Origin of the sequence: Heyndrickxia acidicola (assembly GCF_001636425.1) — a bacterium.
Lineage (GTDB): Bacteria > Bacillota > Bacilli > Bacillales > Bacillaceae_C > Bacillus_AE > Bacillus_AE acidicola.
On sequence record NZ_KV440953.1, the window covers coordinates 456737 to 474321 of the forward strand.

A 17585-nucleotide genomic window follows, 5' to 3' on the forward strand; every position below is an offset into this window, starting at 1 on the left:
AATGATAAAATGAATCCATCTAGATTTTCATTCTATCGATTCATATTTGAATTAGCAAATATTTTGACAAAAATGATATGATAGTATTAAAAATGTATACATAATGGTTTGGGTTTGTACATATTGGAAAAAATGCATGCTGTCCTGGTTATCCGTCCTATTCCACTGCATACCCTATTAAGAGAGATTTCATGTTGTTCATGGACATTTCATCAGTTTTGGAGGACATACAATGACATTTGCGTATGCATTTAAGTTAGCGAAAGGGAGCATATCCCTTTTTACTATAGGAGGAATCACATTTGGAACTATTATTTTTAGGTACAGGGGCAGGAATTCCGGCAAAATTAAGAAACGTGACCTCCATTGCGTTAAAGCTGCTGGAAGAAAGAAAAGCGATCTGGCTGTTCGATTGCGGTGAAGCCACCCAGCACCAGATTTTGCATACATCAATTAAGCCTCGGCGAATTGAAAAAATTTTTATTACTCATTTGCATGGCGACCATATTTTCGGGCTGCCTGGACTTCTCGGAAGCAGATCCTTCCAGTCGGGTGATACTGAACTGACAGTATACGGACCAAAGGGGATCAAATCCTTTATTGAAGTATCTCTTCAGGTAAGCGAAACCCATCTTCAATACCCGCTCACCATCGTGGAAATCTCACCTGGTGTTATTTTTGAGGATAGCCAGTTTATCGTGGAGGCAAGACTTTTGCAACACGCGCTGCCAACCTTTGGCTTTCGTGTAGTGGAGAAGGACAAACCGGGAACATTGGATGCTGAGAAGCTTAGGAAAGACGGAATTCCTCCAGGCCCTGTATACTCGCTTTTGAAAGAAGGCAAAGAGGTACAGCTTGCAGATGGCAGGGTTGTTTTTGGAAAGGATTATGTGGGACCTGATAAAAAAGGGAGAGTCGTTACTATTCTTGGCGATACTCGCCCATGTGAAAATTCTGTTCTTCTTGCTAATGAGGCTGACTGCCTTGTACATGAGGCAACTTTTTCAGGGGATAGCGAAAAAATGGCGTATGATTATTTTCATTCCACTACGGTTCAAGCAGCTGAGATTGCCGTCAGGGCGAATGTAAAGCAGCTTTGTTTAACACATATCAGCTCGCGTTATGGAAAAGAAGAATGGGCGCAGCTAGAACAGGAAGCCAAAAACGTTTTCCTCCATTCAATGATTGTGCATGATTTTATAGAGATTCCTATTGGCTGATTTTACTAAAAGTCTTTGTTAGAATTTTATACTGTAATGACTCGTTTTTCAGCTCATTTTTAAGTGATTATGAAAGGTGAGTGAAACGGATATTTCATACACGAAGGAGCTAAAAACAAGCCTGTTAAAAAAGATAGTTAAGGGGCGGGGAAATGAAGACGATTTATTTTATACGGCATGCGCAAGCAGAAGGGCAGCCAAGAGAAGCCCGGCTGACAAAAAAAGGCGAAGAGCAGGCGCAGCAGCTCGCAGAGTTTTTAAATGATAAACAGATCGATTGCATTTATTCCAGCCCTTTTGAACGGGCTCTTTCAACAATCCAGCCGTTCGCAGCATTACAGGGACTGGAGGTCAAAAAAGATAAACGCCTGGAGGAAAGGGTGCTTTCTTCTAATATGCATCCTGATTGGAAAGAAATGCTGCGTTTAAGCTTTGAAGACTTTACTCTTGTATATGATGGAGGAGAATCCTGCGGAAGCGGATTTGAGCGTGCAGGGTCCATTTTGGATGAGGCGATAACAGGGAAATCCGAGAACATTGTATTTGTTACACATGGGAATTTGATGACCCTGCTTTTACGGCATATAGATAGCTGTTTCGGTGTAACTGAATTGTTTTCCTTAACCAATCCTGATGTATATGAAATTAATATAGACGAAACTGGCCGTCAATGGAAACGGATTTGGCTGCAGTAAAAAACAAGAAACCCGCCTGCTAAATATGCATGGAGGGTTTCTTGTGTTATTTATTTCCAGCCGCGCTCATACTGGACAGGAGATTTAATCTCTTCACCAAGTTCTTTTGCTGCCGTACGCGGCCAGTACGGATCTCTTAATAATTCACGTGCTAATAAAACCAAATCAGCCCGCCCGTTTTGCAATATTTCTTCGGCTTGCTTTGGTTCGGTAATGAGTCCCACAACACCTGTTGGAATTTCTGCTCCGTTTTTGATCACTTCAGAAAATGGAACCTGGTAGCCAGGAAAAACAGGAATCCGGGCAGGGACATTAGCACCGGAGCTTACATCAATCAAATCTACGCCTTGTTCCTTCATCCACTTAGCATATGGAATGTAATCCTCTGGGCGAAGGCCCTCAGGATGATAGTCATTAGCCGAAACCCGTACAAATAATGGTCCATCCCATACTGTTTTTACGGCTTCAATCACTTCGGATAAAAAGCGATAACGATTTTCAACTGATCCCCCATATTCGTCTGTACGCTGATTGGAAACAGGAGAGAGAAACTCATTAATTAAGTAGCCATGAGCCCCGTGGAGTTCAATTAATTCAAATCCAGCCTTTTTGGCGCGGTCTGCCCCCAGTTTAAAAGCTTCAATGGTTTCACGAATGTCTTCTTTGCTCATTTCTTTTGGTGTTTTTCTTTTTTCATTAAAAGCAAGAGCAGTAGGGGCAAGGATTTCTCCTTCCAATTCTGCTTTTCTGCCAGCATGGGAAAGTTGAATTCCAGCCGCAGCTCCATGGGATTTAATCATACCGGTAAGCTTTGAAAGCCCCTCAATGTGATCATCGCTCCAGATACCGAGGTCATTCGGAGAAATTCGCCCCTGTTCGGTTACAGCTGTTGCTTCCAAGATAATTAAGCCAACTTGGCCGACAGCCCGGCTTGTATAGTGGGTATAATGCCAATCCTGTACTTTTCCGTCTTCATCAGGGCAAGAATACATGCACATTGGCGCCATGACGATCCGGTTTTTTAATGTAAGGCCCTTGATGGTATAGGGTTCAAATAATTTAACTGTCAACTTGTTATCCTCCCTTATGTATCCATGCATTGCTTTTAACACGAGTGGTTAAAGATAAGTACCTTTTAGGATAGGCAATGCATGGAATAAATATGCTTCATTATACAATTGGTGTTATGAGAATAAAAGAAACTTGCTTAGGGAGAAGAAAATCGGATACTTTGTATTTTGTTTACTTTATACCAATATAATGACATTTGGCTGATTAATCGTTAAAATGTACAGTAGCACATGATGAGGAAAAAACGTATTTCATAGAGTAAAGGGGATGGAGAAATGTCAGGCTGGAATGGTAATATAGCAAAAATTTCTTTGCCTACTCCCTTTGCAGTAGGGGATGTAAATGTTTATATTGTGAAGGGGGACGCACTCACTTTAATAGACGCTGGAGTAAAAACTAAAGAGGCATGGGAGGTCTTTCAATTTCAATTGGCACAATTGGGAATGGCTGTAGAGGATATTGACCAGGTCGTCTTAACTCACCATCATCCGGACCATGTGGGATTTCTTGAATGGCTGCCAGATCAACTTCACATTCTTGGCCATGCCTATTGTGTACCCTGGCTAAAACGTGACACGGAGTTTTTCAAGCGGCACGATCAATTTTATTTTGACAGATTCCAAGAGTCTGGCGTGGAAGGAGATGTGCAGCGGTATCTAGACAATATGAAATCCGCCTTGAAGTTTGCTTCGCATAGACCGCTGACTCAGACTTTAAAGGAAGGCGAGTTTATTCCTGGATTGAATGAGTGGAAAGTCCTTGAAACTCCAGGACATGCGCAAAGCCATTTGTCTTTTTACAGAGAATCGGATGCATGCCTGATTGCAGGAGATCATATTTTGGCCACCATCTCCTCCAATCCGCTGCTGGAGCCCCCTCTTGGTGAGAAAGAGCCTAGGCCAAAGCCGCAGCTTCAATACAATCATTCTCTGAAAAAGCTTCTGGAATATCCAATTCAGCTCGCCTACACGGGACATGGGAATGAGGTGTTTAAAGTACATGATCTTGTTAACAGAAGAATTGAGAGGCAGCATTCAAGGGCTTTGCAGGTAAAAAGAATGATTGCAGAAAAGCCGATGACGACATTTGAAATCTGCCGGACGCTCTTCCCGGCTGTCTATCAAAAAGAAATAGGATTAACTATATCTGAAACAACGGCCCAGTTGGATTATCTTCTTTCCATTGAACAGGCGGAATGCCAGGTCAATGATCAGGTTATGTACTTCTCTGCAAAATAAAGAAAAGGGGCGGCAAAATGGCAAATGACCGAATTAAAGGCAAAAATATTGTCATCACAGGTGCTTCAGGAGGGCTGGGCGAGCAAATTGCCTATAGCTGTGCCAGAAGCGGGGCCAATCTTGCCTTGCTAGCACGAAATACGGAGAGGCTAAACGCAATTAAAGATCATATTGAAAAAAAATATTCTGTTCGATGTATTGCCATTAGCCTGGATGTTTCAAAGTACGAATCCATCCCTGGATACTTTAAACAAATCGAGAAAGAACTGGGGTTGATAGATGTTCTTGTCAATAACGCCGGGTATGGCATTTTTGATGAGGTGGAAAAGGCATCCATGGAGGATATTACAGGCATGTTCAATGTAAATGTCCTTGGTCTTATTGCTTGTACGAAGGCCGTTATTCCAGATATGCAAGCGAAAAAATCAGGACATGTCATTAATATCGCTTCTCAGGCAGGCAAAATTGCTACACCAAAATCCGGTATATATTCCGCAACGAAGCATGCAGTATTAGGTTTTACCAACAGCCTCAGAATGGAAGTGTCGGTGCATGGGGTGTATGTCACTTCTGTAAATCCCGGGCCGATTGCTACCAACTTTTTTACTATTGCTGATAAATCGGGGGAGTATATAAAAAATATTGATCGCTTTATGCTTCAGCCAGATAAGCTGGCTGATAAAATTGTCGACAGCATGCTGACAAACCGCAGGGAAATCAATGCACCAGGATGGATGAATGCGGGGAGCATTTTTTATACCTTGTTTCCTAAGCTGGTGGAAAAAGTGGGGAAAAGGGCTTTTTTTAAAAAATAGGCTAAGTTCAGCTCGTTTTTCAGGCTGGACTAATAGTCGTATGAAACTAGCGTAGCGCACAAATTTGCTAAAAAACAAAAGGGCTCTTTAATAAAGTAAAAGGTTTACTATATAAATTGAAGCCTGTTTGTCCCGCAGGAGTCTCGTGCCTTCCGCTCCAATATAACTTAAATTCAACATTTATAGAATAGAAAAAGGAAGATAAAATCTATCCGTTATACTGTGTAAATTAACGGCGGCTATAGTGAACATGGGCCTATTCGCCAAAAGCGAACGGCCTATTTTTATAGGAATTAAAAACGAGTTCATTATTCCTATAAAAAGAAAGCCATCCATTCTCTTGGAATTAATCAATTTGAAATACAATAAACAACGAGAAAAAATCTTCCTAGCAAAGGAAGGTTTTTTACATTTTTATTTCTGTTCCTGAACGTGGAATTAAAATACGACCAAATCCTTAGCGTTATTTGTTAATAACCGACAAAATTCTGCTTCTTTGGTCAAGTATAACCAATTATTTTATGGTTTTTTCTAGGTTTTTAGACCTATTATTTAAATTTTTAACACAATTGTAATATTTCTGTTATGAAGCTGTTATACGCTTTCATTATGATAGGTTTATCAAAAGCCATCAGGGGGTATACAACTTTGTTAAAGAAAATTTTTGCCGCTTTAGCACTAGCTGCTATGCTTGGTTCTGTTGCACCAGTCTTGTCGCAGGCTTCAACTTCCACTTACACAAGATCAAAGGCTATATCGGTTGCTGAAAGTAATCTTGGAGTTCCATATGTTTGGGGCGGAATGAGCCCAAGAGGATTTGACTGCTCTGGTCTTGTAAAATATTCTTACAATGTAGCAGGTAAGTACTTGCCGCGTACAGCTGGCGATATGTTTTATGTAGGCTATCGTACTCACTCGCTGACAAGAGGAGATCTTGTCTTCTTTGCAACAATCCGTGCCGAAAAGCCGACACATGTAGGGATATACATAGGAAACAATGAATTTATCAATGCTGCCTCATCAAGAGGCGTTTCCATTGCATCCTTGAGCAATCCTTATTGGAAACCGCGTTTTGTTGGAGCAAACCATATATAATGATAAAGGGCTAAGAAAAGAGTCCTTCACGATATGAATGTCTGGATTAAAAATGTCCAGGCTTTTTTTATGCCTTTTTCTGTCTAGCTCCAGCGCCTATCGGCTAGCCGATTTCTATGTCTCCTCCCGGCGATAAGTTAACACCTAGTTACTTTTATCCCAGTCGAAGGCTCTGAAATCCGTACGCCGATGAGCAAGGCGTTTTAGCTTTTCTTAAATCCTGCCTCCGCTATCTCCCGCGGAAAGCGAGTGCCTGAAGTGGAAATCAACCAGCAGGAAAAAAGATGCTGTATCCAAGGTCATCTGACATCAGTTGACCTTTTGGGACAGCTTCATTGAACTGTAATTGAATCAAAAAAATAACAAAACGATAAAACCTTTTTTAGCTCGTGAGCGTCTAATAGAAAAGGAACATTAGAGGAGGAAACATATGGATGAGGTTTCCCTAGTAGAGAAAGCAAAAAAGGGGGATGAGACAGCATTTTATCAGGCTATGCTGCTGCATAAAGAACAGCTGTACCGAATTGCGATCTCGTATTTGAAAACAGAGGAAGGGGCAATAGAAGCCATTCAAGAAATCACATACCGCTGTTATAAATCTCTAAAAAAGCTTAAGAAAGCAGAGTATTTTTCTACATGGCTTATCCGGATTTTATTAAATTACTGCCACGATGAACTCCGGAAACAAAAGAGGATAGTACTGAGCAGCGAAATGGCAGAATTAGCCGGTGCTAAAGAAGATACCTCTTTTATTGAATTGTATGAAGCTGTGGAGGCGTTACATCCAAAATATCGGGATGTCATCATGCTGAAATATTACCATGATTTAAAAATAGCTGACATAGCCCGGATATTGGAATGCCCTGAAGGCACCATCAAAACTTGGCTTAAAAAAGGACTGCAGTTAATAAGAAAGCAATGGACAGAGGAAGGGGGAGATACAATTGCCTAATTTGGATGAAAATTCATTTCTCGGGTTCAAGCAGTACCTATATAGCAAGACGGTTCCGAATGATCAACTGGACGCTGCGATTATGGCAGGAATTCACAAAGCCAAGCAGGAAAAGAAAAAGCATACCTTTTGGATGAAGTTATCTGTCTCGACGGCGGCACTATTGCTTTTGTTCTTTGTTGTGCTCCGAACATCTGATACGTTTGCCGACTATGTAAGTGCTATTCCAGGTCTGGAAAAAGTAGTAGAGCTTGTTCGTGGTGATAAAGGATTGGTGTCTGTTATCCAAAATGATTATGCTCAGAAAATAAATGTATCTGACAGCCATAAGGGAATCAAGGTGACATTGGATTCTATTATTCTAGACCAGGAACAGCTTGTGCTGTTTTATTCCTTTCAGTCGGATAAAAAGGAGTCAGGCGAAGTATCCGTTAAAAATTTGGCGCTGGAAAGGCCGAACGGTCAAAAGGTTGAACTTGGTTCTTGGACGGTCGGTGGGGAAAACGCCAGTTTAAAAGGAAAATCTCGCCTTTATTCGAATCCAATTGGTCTTATGTCTCCCATTAAAGATAAGAATCTAACTCTGGTCATGACGCTTGAAGGGCCGAAATCTCTTGATTTAAACAAGACAGTATGGAGAATTCCCTTTAAGATAAATCAGCAGAAAATCGGCAGCAAAAGAACGGTCGCCATTCATAAAACTGTGACAGTCGATCAGCAAAGAATAACGGTGAAAAGCATTACAACGTCACCCACTCAGATAGGAGTGACGGTAAATTTTTCTAAGGGAAACTCAAAACAAATTTTTGACCTGGAAGATTTGAGGCTGGTGGATGAACATAACCAGATATGGGGGCGGAGAAAGGAAGGGGTTGTTTCTGCGGGAGGGGATCAAGAAAAGACCTTTTATTTACAAAGCAACTATTTTGAAAAGCCTAAAAAGCTTTATTTAGAGTTTAATCTTATTCGTGCTCTCGATAAAGATGAACTGCTGGTCAGGGTGGATCCTTTACACCAAAAGATACTTAAGTCTCCCCGTGACGGCCGCATCTTGAACGTTGTAATGAATCCGGTTGATTTACCCGGATACCTTCAGCTTAATGTTAAACATCAGGGATGGCATCGCCAATTATTCAATCAGTATACGGATGGCGCGGGGAAAGTTCATGCCATTCAATCCTTTATGGACACAAATGACTCTGTAGCCTTCCCTTATTCATTAACGGAACCGGATGCAAAGAAACCTATTACGCTGAAATTGTTGGATTACCCTTCCTATATAAGTGGGAATGTGAAAATTAGAATAAAATAATGGAGAAAGCACATTCTGTTTCGAATGTGCTTTCTCTGCTTTCATTTCCAAAGTTCATCACTAGCGCAGCTGCTTTTTAGAATACATAAGATTCTTTCTTTACTGTAACCTTTCAGCTGTGCTAAAAGGAGTGTGAAACTTACGTTTCACACGAATGATCTAAAAAACGAGCAGTTTTCAATATAGAATTTTAACAGGCTGCCTAAAAATAAAAAATTATGAAAAATAGGTAAAATACCGAGACTTGGGCAGATTTTCGTGATAAAATAAATTTGTAAATGAGAAAGTTTATCATTCTCAAGTAGAGTATATTTATATAGATAACATTATGGAACGGGGAAGCAAAGATGGCGACTTTATTAGAATTAACAGAAGGAAAAACTGCATGCATTGCCGATCTTTCTCACTTAAATGATTCGTTAAAGCAACGTCTGTTGCATTTTGGGGTTTGTGAAGGTTGTCCAATTCAATTGAAAAACCGGATGCCATTTGGCGGTCCATGTATGGTAGAGTGCCAGGGTCAATTAATTGGTATACGCCAAAAAGACGCAAAAATGATTAGGATTGAAAGTGAACAATGAATACTGCTTTAGTGGGGAATCCCAACACAGGGAAAACCTCTTTATTTAATCATTTAACCGGTTCTTATGAATATGTAGGGAATTGGAGCGGCGTAACCGTAGAAAAAAAGGTAGGCAAATTTAGAGGAATGAGCGGAAGACTTATTGATTTGCCGGGGGTTTATTCCCTTTATCCTTTTTCAAAGGACGAAGCAGTTGTCATCCAGTTTCTTTTGAATGACTCTTTTACAAACCTTATTAATATTGTTGATGCATCACAGCTGGAAAGAAACCTTCACTTAACCATTCAGCTTTTGGAATTCGGAAAACCTATGCTGATTGGACTGAACATGATAGATGTCGCAGAAAGGCGCGGATTACGTATCGATCCTGCTGCACTTTCTCAGCAGTTAAGTGTGCCTGTTGTACCCATTACCGCCCGGAATGGAAAGGGCTGCAGCGAGCTCATCAAAGAGCTGACGGCAAACCAAGTGCCTCATTCCCAGGTCCCGCCCATTCAATACGGACCGGATATTACAAATGGAATTATGAGAATTACTCAGCTGCTGATTGGGAAAAAGCTGGATGTTCCAATACGCTGGCTTGCACTGCAGGTGCTGGAAGGAAATCCTGCTGCCCGGACGTATCTGGAGGATTTTGCAGATCACGGCAAGATCGATGAAATACTGGAAGCTGTAAACAACAGCATAAAAAATAACACGGATTTCCCGTCTGCTTCCCGTTTTATTTTCGAACAGCGAAAAAGATGGATTGAGCAGGTTATTGAAGAAAGCAAGGTCGAATACACCAACTTAAAGCAAAATTGGACAGAGAAAATTGATAAAGTCGTGACAAACCGCTGGCTGGGGATACCCATTTTCCTGCTGTTTATGTATCTCATGTTCACGGCAACCTTTAACTGGATTGGAACCCCTTTGTCTGATACACTTGATGCATTTATATCCGGTCCTGTAAGCGGCTGGATTGAGGCTGGTCTCAAAGCGGTCGGCACAAGCCATTTTATTCGCGATCTGGTGGTGAATGGAGTAGTTGCAGGAGTAGGCGGTGTACTGGTTTTTGTTCCACAGATTTTTATCCTTTTTCTCTTTATATCGTTTTTGGAAGACTCCGGATATATGGCAAGGGTTGCTCTTGTTATGGACCGCGTAATGGAACGTGTAGGACTAAACGGCAAAGCTTTCATTCCCATGATTATCGGGTTTGGCTGTAATGTACCAGGAGTTATGGCTGCACGGACGATTGAACAGCCGAAAGAACGGCTGCTGACGATTCTTTTGACTCCTTTGATGTCATGCTCAGCACGTTTATCCATCTATGCTTTATTTGTAGGCGCCTTTTTCCATAAAAATCAGGCAATCATTGTCCTTTCACTATATGTGCTGGGGATTATAGTTGCGCTTGTATTGGCAAAATTATTTTCGAAAGTCCTGATGAAAAATGATCCTTCCATGTTTGTGATTGAATTGCCTCCATACCGGATTCCTCATGCGGGAACTCTTTGGAGAAGCACATGGGATAAAGGAAAAGGGTTTGTACGCAAAGCAGGAACCTTTATTTTTGGAGGGTCTGTTGCGATATGGCTGCTCTCTTATACGGGACCGGGCGGTTTTGGAGTCGATATGGATCACAGTTTTTTGGCTTTCATTGGCGGAATCCTTGCTCCTGTTCTGGCTCCGCTTGGATTTGGTTTTTGGCAGGCAGGTGCCGCTTTAATACCGGGATTTCTTGCTAAAGAAGTAGTCGTTTCCACTATGAGCATTATTTATCACATGCCGGATACAGCTGCTCTGCAGGGAGCTTTGGGGCATTATTTTACACCGCTTTCAGCCTACAGCTTTCTGGTGTTTGTACTTCTGTATATTCCCTGTGTTGCGACAGTTGCAGCAATACGCAATGAATCGGGTTCGAGGAAATGGACCTGGTTTGGGGTCGGATATTCTCTCGTTATTGCCTATGGTCTTTCTTTGGTGATTTATCAAGGAGGAAAATGGCTATTGGGTTTATAAGTTTTTGCTGCTTGAAAGAAAACGCTGAAAAGGAGCGATAAGATGGCTGCAAGCATTATTCTTGGATTACTTATTTTTGGCTATGCCGCTTTTACTTTATTTAAGTTCTTTAAAAAGAGCAAACAGGGCGCCTGTGCCCATTGCTCCTTACAGGACAATTGCCAGACAGCCTGCAGCACCGTTTTGGACAGCGGGCAGTCTTTACCAAAAAAACATTCATAGGTTTCATATAGTAAAATCCATGCCGGTATTATCCGTGCATGGATTTTTTATTGTACGCTCCAAGCTCATTGAAGCTGCAGATTGTCTGTCTTTTTTATCAATGGCTTTGTAAAGGGTTCTGTTGTTTTTTAGCTCATTCGTGTGAAACTTCCGTTTCACACGCCTTTCAGCTCAGCTGAATAATGAGCTAAAAAACGAGCAGTTTTCAATATAGAATTTTAACAGTTCGGACCATATACATGACGTAATTTATGAGTATCTTACACAGTAGCAGTGCTCAAAAAAAGGAAACGTAAGAAAGCAAAAGCGCCTTGCTCATAGGCGCTGGAGTTATACAGAGATTACATTGGCTAAATACTTTAGTTGCTTGTATCGGGATCTTCCTGTAATGAAGCCAATGCCCGCTTTGAGAGAGTTTCGTATTCTTCTTTGCTTAAAGGGGGCACCTCAAATTCATATTGATATTGCTCAAAGCACTTCCGAATCATTTTTACCGTAAATTGTGTCTGCATTATTTCTTGCTCCGTTCAAAAGTAGCATTCATCCTAACTCCTTTTTATTATACAGGTTTTACTAACGATGGAAAGGAGTAACGGATTTGCAAAAAAAATATGATTGATACAGAACGTATATTCGAATAAAATGAGGAATATAATAAGAACAAAAGTTCGTATCGAGAGGAGTGGATAGTATGGCTGTAGATTATACGGCTATGCCGCAGCACAAAATATTATGTGTGGATATGAAAAGCTTTTATGCGAGCTGCTCTGCAGTCATGCTCGGCTTGGATCCATTGGATTGCTATTTGGCTGTTGTAGGGAATTTGGAGCAGAAAGGAAGCGTAGTGCTGGCGGCATCACCCCGGTTGAAAAAAGATTTTGGAATAAAAACAGGCTCCAGATTATTTGAAATTCCGGATGATCCGAGAATTCATCTGGAGGAAGCAAAAATGGCCTCTTATTTGCGGATTTCCACTGAGATTACGCGTTTATTTAACCGGTATGTACCAAAAGAAGCGATTCACGTATACAGTGTGGATGAAAGCTTTATAAAGGTGGATAAGGCAGACCTTCTGTGGGGCAGTGCAAAAGAAATCGCAGCTCAGATTAAAAACGATTTGGAGCGTGAATTTCAGCTGCCGTGTGCTATAGGTATTGGCCCCAACATGCTTCTTTCAAAGCTGTGTCTTGATCTTGAAGCCAAAAAAGAAGGAATTGCCGAATGGACGTATGCTGATATTCCCGAAAAGCTTTGGCCTATTTCTCCATTAAGAGAAATGTGGGGCATTGGAAGGAGAATAGAGAAAAGGCTGAACCGTATGGGGATTTTTTCAGTCCGTCAGCTTGCCCATTATGATCTAGAAAAACTGGAGGCTGCATTTGGTGTCATGGGCAATCAGCTTTATTACCATGCATGGGGCGTGGATTTATCAGATATAGGAGCTCCTATTATGGAAGGGCAGATCAGCTTTGGAAAAAGCCAAATTTTATTGAGGGATTACAAGAAGGAATATGAAATCAAGCATGTCATTCTTGAAATGTGCGAGGAAGTGGCAAGAAGAGCACGCGCTCATGGCAAGGCCGGAAGAACCATTAGCTTTGGGCTCGGCTACAGTGAATCGGATTTCGGAGGGGGGTTTTACCGCTCCCACACGATTCAGGAGTCAACAAATGTGACAATGGAACTGTATCGCACATGCTTAAAGCTGTTCCGGAAGCATTATACAGGAAGGCATGTCCGGCAAATTTCGATTGCCTTATCCAATATTCAAGATGACAACCTTATACAGCTCAGTTTGTTTGATCCAAACAGGATAAAAGAGCATGAACTCGGTTATGTGGTAGACGGTATTCGGAATCGTTTTGGTTCTGCTTCCTTACTAAGAGCGGTCTCTTATACGGAGGCTGGAACGGCAAGGAAGCGAGCAGCGCTAGTCGGAGGACATAAAGCCTAAGGTACTTTTCGTGGGCTTTGCAGTTATTTGAACTAAAAAATAAGAAAATAAATGATTTTGTATGCAAATTTTGAAGCGTGAAAAGGTACCGTAAAGACGGACAAAAATACTCACCCATTGTACGAAAAACAGCAATCTATGTGAAAACTTAAAAAATCTGAACGCAATTGGAGGAAAAGACGTATGATCCGGGATCGCGGACGAATAAAATGGAATTCATTAATGCTTCCTGAGCATGTTAAAATGCTGCGGAACTGGGCAAAGGAGGACAGCTATGAACAGCCGAAGCAGCTGGATGAACAGCAGCTCGAATGGATGAATGAAATTGCAGCAGAGGCAATGGAAAAAAATAAAGAGGTAGCTATCACTCATTTCAATGGCTTTCAGCATGAATTGGTAATTGGTACGATTCATTATGCTGATCCATACAAGCAGGAATTGAGAGTAACAGACAAATTTGATGAGGTCCATTCTATTTTATTGAAAAGGGTTGCTGACATTCGCTTAGCCGACGGCAGCTGAAGCTTGCAGTCACCCTCTTCAGAGGGCAGGCTGCAGCGTCGCTTATTAAAAAAAGAGGGTTTTTAAAGCTTTTTTTCAGTGAGCAAATTGCTCTCTTGCATAACCCAGTTTTGAGGAAAGGGATAGCCCAGCACCCAATAGCTGCCGCCTCGTAGACCGTACTGCTTCATCACATTAAATTTTGCCTGAACACTTCTGGCATCTTCGAACCAAACCTCATGCTGCTGTCCAGTTTTCTCAGTGTATTGAAAATAAGGGGCCAGGTAAGTAGGGTGATATTGAATAGCTGCATTGTATTCCAGTGCAAGCGAAAGGGCTGTTTGCGGGCTGATCGTCCGGGCGGTTGTTCCTTGCTTCCAGGGAATTTCCCAATCTCGTCCATACAACGGCATGCCCATTAAAATTTTATTGGGAGGAATGACCGTGACCGCGTAGTCCAATACTCTCTTCACTTCGTTCACCGGGGCGACAGCCAAAGGTGGCCCTCCAGCCCAGCCCCATTCGTAGGTCATCAGGATAACAAAATCGGCAATTTCTCCGTGAACCTGGTAATCATGCGCTTCGTATAAGATGCCTTTCTGGGTGCCGGAGACTTTGGGGGCAAGAGCGGTAGAAACAACATAGCCTTCCGGACGAAGGCGCGAAACCACCAGCTTTAGAAAATTGTTGTAATTTAATTTATCCTCAGGATAAATATACTCAAAATCAAAATTGACGCCCGAATAGCCTTTTTGCTTTAAAACGGCCAATATGCTGGTAATTAAGCGATTTTGGAGAGCTGAACTCCGCAAAACAGTGGCAGCAAGATCGGAACTAAAATCATCATTATCCCCAATGTTGGCAAGCACCATCAAGGCTGCTGTTCTGCTGGAACGAGCTGCAGCCAAAATAGGTTCTTCCCTTAATTGAGAAAGGCTGGCATCTTTTGAAAATGAATATCGGAAGGGAGAAAGGTAAGTAAGGTCACGTCCGAGTTTTAGGGTTTCAGCTGCTCCTGATTGATTAAAATTCACAATATAGGCATTCATTTCTTTTGTAGGCCGGGCGTAATCGGGAATTCTGATTGATTGCCCGATAGCAAGTGCAGAAGGGTTGGAAATGTGGTTGAGTTCTATGAGCGCATTCACTGTGGCCCCGTATTGCTGGGCAATTTTCACCAGAGTATCTCCGGAACGCACAATATGGTAAGAAATCGGAATGATGAGAAGCTGTCCTGGATAAAGACTATCCTGGGGACGAAGCTGGTTTGCGGCAGCAAGGGCGGGGGCTGACACGTGAAATTTCTGAGCGATTGTTCCAAGATTATCGCCAGGCTGAACAATGTACTCTCTATGCGGGGCAGGGATCATGATAGCCTGGCCGATGGTAAGTTTATGGGGATCAGCCAGCTGATTAGCTGCAATAACCTGGCTGAGATCTCCACCGTAGTCTCTGGATATGCTGCTCAATGTTTCACCCTTTACAACACTATGTATTTGCATCTCGATCTCCTCCTAAATGATTTCTAAAGATATTCTATTCAGAGGTAGGGCAAATGTTTAGAAAAAAACGTAACAAGAGTTATTTTGCAGTTTTTTCCTTTTTGTTAGAAAAGGGCAAAAAGCTGAATAAGCTCAGTACAAGAACGTCTGCCTTACATTATTATTCTTTAAGATGGCTGATCCTTAAAGACAAGCGAAATTAAAAATTCATCAATGATCTGTTCATATTCTTCACGGTTCTCATTCAGTGATTCTGCATGGACACCATTCTTTGCTATAAACAGCATTTTAGGTCCTTGTTTTCGCTCGTATAAAGATTTTGACATCGAGGGAAGGATGTAGTCATCTTTCTCAGAGTGAATGAAGAGAACAGGCTCTGTAATATTTTCGATAACATCGATGGGGGATACCGCTTTTAGAGAAAAACCGGCCCGGAGCCGGACAAAAAAATTTGCAAGGGGAACAAAGTATTTACCAGGCAGCCGTATTTCCTTCGTAAATCGATAAGCTAATTGCTCACTGAAGTCGGAGAATGGACAATCAGCAATATAAAAATCAGCACGTGAACCAGGTGATCCTCCATACAAAAGGCATGTAGCTGCACCCATCGACTCACCATGCACACCAATAAAGAGAGATTTTCCTTCCAAATCAACCAAGTAATCAATGACCGCTTTCAAATCATCCTTTTCATAATATCCGTAGCTGATCATTGTACCGCCGGTTTCTCCATGATGGCGATGGTCATAAATAATCGCATTAAACCCTCTTTTAATAAAGATATTCATATATTTAATAGAGTTTAACTTGTTTTCTGTCACACCGTGACAAAAAACCATATATTTATTAGAAGAAGGATGCGGCCGAAAAACAATCGCTTTTAAAGAATACCCATGAGGGGACGGAATCCATAATTCTGACTTTGGAAGTGATTCCAAGGCCAGAGGATCCAGGCGCATAGCATCTACTTCCCGCTGATAAATGAAATCAACATCTTTTTTTCTCATATAAAGCAGACGCTGGGACATGTACAAGCCTAAGCCTGCAGCAGCAAGCGCAGCCCCGCCGAACACTGAAAGAATTTTCTTCAAGCAGCTATCCCTCCAACCTCTTTTTGATTATTTTATCATATAAAAAAAGGGAAAACCGTATGGAACTTGGCAAGAAAAATATTCACGTCAATAAATTTGCACTAACAATAAAAAAAGATGCGGCCTTGAGAGGCGCATCTTGAAAAATCTGTCAAAAAAAATAGAATTAAGATTCACTGTTGCTGCGTTTAGTCGGGTGAATGGCTTTTTTTAATTCTTCCGCAGCTATTACAGGATGGACGCTGTCAGAATGATTTTTTCCCTTTTGACTGTATCCTTTATCCCGTTTCTGGCTCATTTAAAGACCTCCTTTAAAGTAAGATCATTTTAATATGAGCTAAACCGGAAAATTTATACGGCTGAAGTCAACTTTTTTAATAGTGTATAGTAGCCTGTATCGATAGTGCGGGAAAGGGAAGAAGCCACAACATCAATGGCTTCAACCAGCCCAGGCAGGTCAATGCCGGTTTTGATTCCCATTCTCTCCAGCATAAAAACAACGTCTTCGGTTGCGACGTTTCCTGTTGCTCCGGGAGCAAATGGGCAGCCGCCAAGACCGCCGGCAGAAGAGTCAAAGCGATCAATGCCGGCTTGGAGAGCCGCATAGATATTGGCGAGAGCCATTTTCCTCGTATCATGGAAGTGGGCAGTTAACAGAACATCCGGAAGCCGGTCTTTTAACTGAGAAAAAAGGGAATAGGCTTCAGTTGGTGCTGCAAGTCCAATCGTATCTGCAACGCTTAATTCATCCACTCCCGCTGCTGCAAACTCCTCGCATAATTGCAATGTAGCCTGTTCAGAAATTTTCCCTTCAAACGGACAGTAAAAAGCTGTGGAGATACAGGCACGGACAAAAATACGGCGCTGTTTCAATTCCTTTATAATTGGGAGTATTTCTTTCATACTTTCCCTGGTCGTTTTATTAATGTTTTTTTGATTAAAGCGGTTGCTTACCCCGACAAAAAGAGCGATGGCTTTTGCACCCTGTTCAATCGCAAGGTCTACGCCTTTTCGGTTTGGTGCTAAAACAATTGTATGGCCGTTATGGATATGGGCTGCTGCAATATCAGCTGCATCCTTCATTTGAGGCACCCACTTGGGTGAAACAAAGGATGTGATTTCCATTTCATGTATTCCGGCATTCTTAAGTTTCTGGATAAAAAGCTGCTTTACTTCCGTTGGCACAAAATTTTTTTCATTCTGAAGTCCATCACGCGGGCCTACCTCAACCATGGTCACTTTTTCTGGTAAATTCATTATTCTCCCTCCCCGTATTCTATTGTAGAAAGAGAAGAGAAAGAAATGCAAGACTTATGTGACTTTTCTAACA

General features: G+C 41.7%; 18 protein-coding genes. 12 read left to right on the forward strand and 6 right to left on the reverse strand.

Annotated elements, in window-relative coordinates; translation table 11 throughout:
• The first annotated feature begins 302 nt into the window (after positions 1 to 302).
• On the forward strand, positions 303 to 1220 hold the full coding sequence (gene rnz, locus A5N88_RS02090) for a ribonuclease Z (RefSeq protein WP_066262434.1): 918 nt from the start codon (positions 303 to 305) through the stop codon (positions 1218 to 1220).
• Between the two features lie 152 nt (positions 1221 to 1372).
• On the forward strand, positions 1373 to 1915 hold the full coding sequence (locus A5N88_RS02095) for a histidine phosphatase family protein (protein WP_066262436.1): 543 nt from the start codon (positions 1373 to 1375) through the stop codon (positions 1913 to 1915).
• A 50-nt stretch (positions 1916 to 1965) separates the two neighbouring features.
• Here the strand turns inward: A5N88_RS02095 and namA are convergent, their stop codons facing one another.
• On the reverse strand, positions 1966 to 2985 hold the full coding sequence (namA, locus tag A5N88_RS02100; RefSeq protein ID WP_157090575.1) for an NADPH dehydrogenase NamA: 1020 nt from the start codon (positions 2983 to 2985) through the stop codon (positions 1966 to 1968).
• Between the two features lie 276 nt (positions 2986 to 3261).
• On the opposite strand from namA, the gene A5N88_RS02105 reads away from it, so the two are divergent.
• The 8 genes from A5N88_RS02105 (at position 3262) to A5N88_RS23990 (ending at position 11207) form a co-directional block, all read left to right on the forward strand.
• The gene (locus A5N88_RS02105) at positions 3262 to 4224 is read left to right on the forward strand and encodes an MBL fold metallo-hydrolase (RefSeq protein WP_066262440.1); all 963 of its coding nucleotides are present in this window, start codon (positions 3262 to 3264) and stop codon (positions 4222 to 4224) included.
• 17 nt (positions 4225 to 4241) lie between these two features.
• Complete coding sequence (locus A5N88_RS02110; RefSeq protein WP_066262442.1) at positions 4242 to 5039, forward strand: SDR family NAD(P)-dependent oxidoreductase; 798 nt, start codon at positions 4242 to 4244, stop codon at positions 5037 to 5039.
• 648 nt (positions 5040 to 5687) lie between these two features.
• Positions 5688 to 6134: a C40 family peptidase gene (locus tag A5N88_RS02115; RefSeq protein WP_066262444.1), complete on the forward strand. Its 447-nt coding sequence runs from the start codon at positions 5688 to 5690 to the stop codon at positions 6132 to 6134.
• Between the two features lie 430 nt (positions 6135 to 6564).
• On the forward strand, positions 6565 to 7086 hold the full coding sequence (locus A5N88_RS02120) for a sigma-70 family RNA polymerase sigma factor (protein ID WP_066262446.1): 522 nt from the start codon (positions 6565 to 6567) through the stop codon (positions 7084 to 7086).
• Positions 7079 to 8398 carry a DUF4179 domain-containing protein gene (locus tag A5N88_RS02125; protein ID WP_066262448.1) on the forward strand — a complete coding sequence of 440 codons (1320 nt, stop codon included), beginning with the start codon at positions 7079 to 7081 and terminating at the stop codon, positions 8396 to 8398. Before A5N88_RS02120 ends, A5N88_RS02125 begins: the two co-directional genes overlap by 8 nt.
• Positions 8399 to 8745: 347 nt before the next feature.
• Positions 8746 to 8979, forward strand: a complete 234-nt coding sequence (locus A5N88_RS02130) for a FeoA family protein (protein WP_066262451.1) — start codon at positions 8746 to 8748, stop codon at positions 8977 to 8979.
• On the forward strand, positions 8976 to 10985 hold the full coding sequence (gene feoB, locus A5N88_RS02135; protein ID WP_066262453.1) for a ferrous iron transport protein B: 2010 nt from the start codon (positions 8976 to 8978) through the stop codon (positions 10983 to 10985). The genes A5N88_RS02130 and feoB overlap by 4 nt, the downstream gene beginning before the upstream one ends.
• Before the next feature lie 42 nt (positions 10986 to 11027).
• Complete coding sequence (locus A5N88_RS23990) at positions 11028 to 11207, forward strand: FeoB-associated Cys-rich membrane protein (protein WP_083952981.1); 180 nt, start codon at positions 11028 to 11030, stop codon at positions 11205 to 11207.
• A gap of 359 nt (positions 11208 to 11566) precedes the next feature.
• Here the strand turns inward: A5N88_RS23990 and A5N88_RS24640 are convergent, their stop codons facing one another.
• Entirely contained in the window at positions 11567 to 11719 is a 153-nt protein-coding gene (locus A5N88_RS24640; RefSeq protein WP_157090576.1) for a YqzH family protein, read from the reverse strand.
• 179 nt (positions 11720 to 11898) lie between these two features.
• On the opposite strand from A5N88_RS24640, the gene A5N88_RS02145 reads away from it, so the two are divergent.
• Together A5N88_RS02145 and A5N88_RS02150 are read left to right on the forward strand one after the other, a co-directional pair.
• Complete coding sequence (locus tag A5N88_RS02145) at positions 11899 to 13161, forward strand: Y-family DNA polymerase (RefSeq protein ID WP_066262455.1); 1263 nt, start codon at positions 11899 to 11901, stop codon at positions 13159 to 13161.
• Between the two features lie 183 nt (positions 13162 to 13344).
• Positions 13345 to 13683, forward strand: a complete 339-nt coding sequence (locus A5N88_RS02150; RefSeq protein WP_066262457.1) for a YolD-like family protein — start codon at positions 13345 to 13347, stop codon at positions 13681 to 13683.
• A 62-nt stretch (positions 13684 to 13745) separates the two neighbouring features.
• On the opposite strand, the gene A5N88_RS02155 is transcribed toward A5N88_RS02150, so the two are convergent.
• From A5N88_RS02155 to A5N88_RS02165, 4 genes are all read right to left on the reverse strand, one after another.
• A complete protein-coding gene (locus A5N88_RS02155) occupies positions 13746 to 15164 on the reverse strand; it encodes a glycoside hydrolase family 18 protein (RefSeq protein ID WP_066262460.1) in 1419 nt (472 codons plus the stop codon).
• 167 nt (positions 15165 to 15331) lie between these two features.
• On the reverse strand, positions 15332 to 16255 hold the full coding sequence (locus A5N88_RS02160) for an alpha/beta hydrolase (protein ID WP_066262462.1): 924 nt from the start codon (positions 16253 to 16255) through the stop codon (positions 15332 to 15334).
• A gap of 166 nt (positions 16256 to 16421) precedes the next feature.
• Positions 16422 to 16553, reverse strand: coding sequence for a hypothetical protein (locus A5N88_RS26045; protein ID WP_260525538.1), 132 nt, complete (start codon positions 16551 to 16553; stop codon positions 16422 to 16424).
• A 53-nt stretch (positions 16554 to 16606) separates the two neighbouring features.
• On the reverse strand, positions 16607 to 17512 hold the full coding sequence (locus A5N88_RS02165) for a hydroxymethylglutaryl-CoA lyase (protein WP_066262465.1): 906 nt from the start codon (positions 17510 to 17512) through the stop codon (positions 16607 to 16609).
• Positions 17513 to 17585 lie beyond the last annotated feature (73 nt).